This is a genomic window from Azospirillum sp. B4, assembly GCF_000333275.1.
Lineage (GTDB): Bacteria > Pseudomonadota > Alphaproteobacteria > Azospirillales > Azospirillaceae > Nitrospirillum.
Window position 1 is genome coordinate 1 of sequence record NZ_BACU01000225.1, and the last position, 1,248, is coordinate 1,248.

General features: G+C 70.2%; 2 protein-coding genes. Both read right to left on the reverse strand.

Translation table 11 applies throughout. The features are described from left to right. Positions 1-872 (reverse strand): SulP family inorganic anion transporter (locus I55_RS09645; RefSeq protein WP_044560319.1); only part of this gene is annotated, 872 nt, incomplete at its 3' end. A gap of 89 nt (positions 873-961) precedes the next feature. After that, on the reverse strand, positions 962-1,248 hold a 287-nt coding region (locus I55_RS09650; RefSeq protein WP_044560320.1), incomplete at its 5' end, for a DapH/DapD/GlmU-related protein.

The following is a 1,248-nucleotide window of genomic DNA, read 5'->3' on the forward strand; positions in this document are numbered from 1 at the left end:
CGGTGGCGCCGGCCGGTCATGCCATCGGCCACCACAGCGGACAGCTGGCTTTCGATGGCGCCCAGCAGCGCGAAGGCCACCGCGTCCGGCAGGACCGCCAACACCAGGTCCGGCGACAGGGGCGGCAGATGGGGTGCCGGCAGGCTGCGCGGGATGCCGCCGAAACGCGTGCCGATGGTCTCGACAGGCAGGTGGGCAAACGCCGCGACCACGCTGGCCGCCGCCACCGCGATCAACAGGACGGGCCATTGAGGGCGCCAGCGCCGCAGCAGGACGATCAGGGCGATGGTCGCCACCGCCGTGCCCAGGGCGGCGGGGTTCATCGTGGGCAGAGCCTGCCCCAAGGCCAGCAGCTTGGGCACCAGCGGCCCAGGCTCCTTGCCCGGCAGCGTCAGGCCCAGCAGGTCGCGCGCCTGGCTGGCCGCGATGATGACGGCGATGCCGGCGGTGAAGCCCACGGTGACGGGATAGGGGATGTATTTGATGAAGGTCCCCAGGCGCAGGGCACCGATGGCCATGAGGATCAGGCCGGACAGGACCACGGCCAGCGCCATGCCCCCCACCCCCAGCCGCTCCACCGACGCGGCAACCAGCACGATGAAGGCCCCGGCCGGGCCGCCGATCTGGAACCGGCTGCCGCCCAGCAGCGACACCAGGAAGCCGCCGACGATGGCGGTGTACAGTCCCCGATCCGGCGTAACGCCCGAGGCGATGGCGATCGCCATGGACAGCGGCAAGGCCACGATGGCCACGGTCAGGCCCGCCACCAGGTCGGCCCGCAGGTCGCGCAGGCCATACCCCTCGCGCAGCACCGTGACCAGTTTGGGCTTATAAAGTTCCCGCCAGCCTGGCTCTGCCATCGTCCTGTGCATGACGCCCCCTGTCGTTAATGCGCCGCACCCATCCTTCATCCCATACCATCATCGCCCAGCCGGGTCATCCCGGCCTAACCCTTTCCCCTTCAGCCCTTCTTCTGCGCCGCCTTGCGCGCCTTCTGGGCGGTGGCGAAGGCGGCGGCCCACCCTTCCTTCACCACTTGGCGGCCGCGACCGATGGCCAGGGCATCGGCGGGCACCGGCTCGGTGATGGTGCTGCCGCCGGCGATGAAGGCGCCGTCACCCACCTGCACCGGGGCCACCAGGGTGGCGTTGGTGCCGACAAAGACGTTGCGGCCTACCTGGGTACGGTATTTGAAGGTACCGTCATAGTTGCAGGTGATGGCCCCGGCCCCGATGTTGGTCCCCTCCC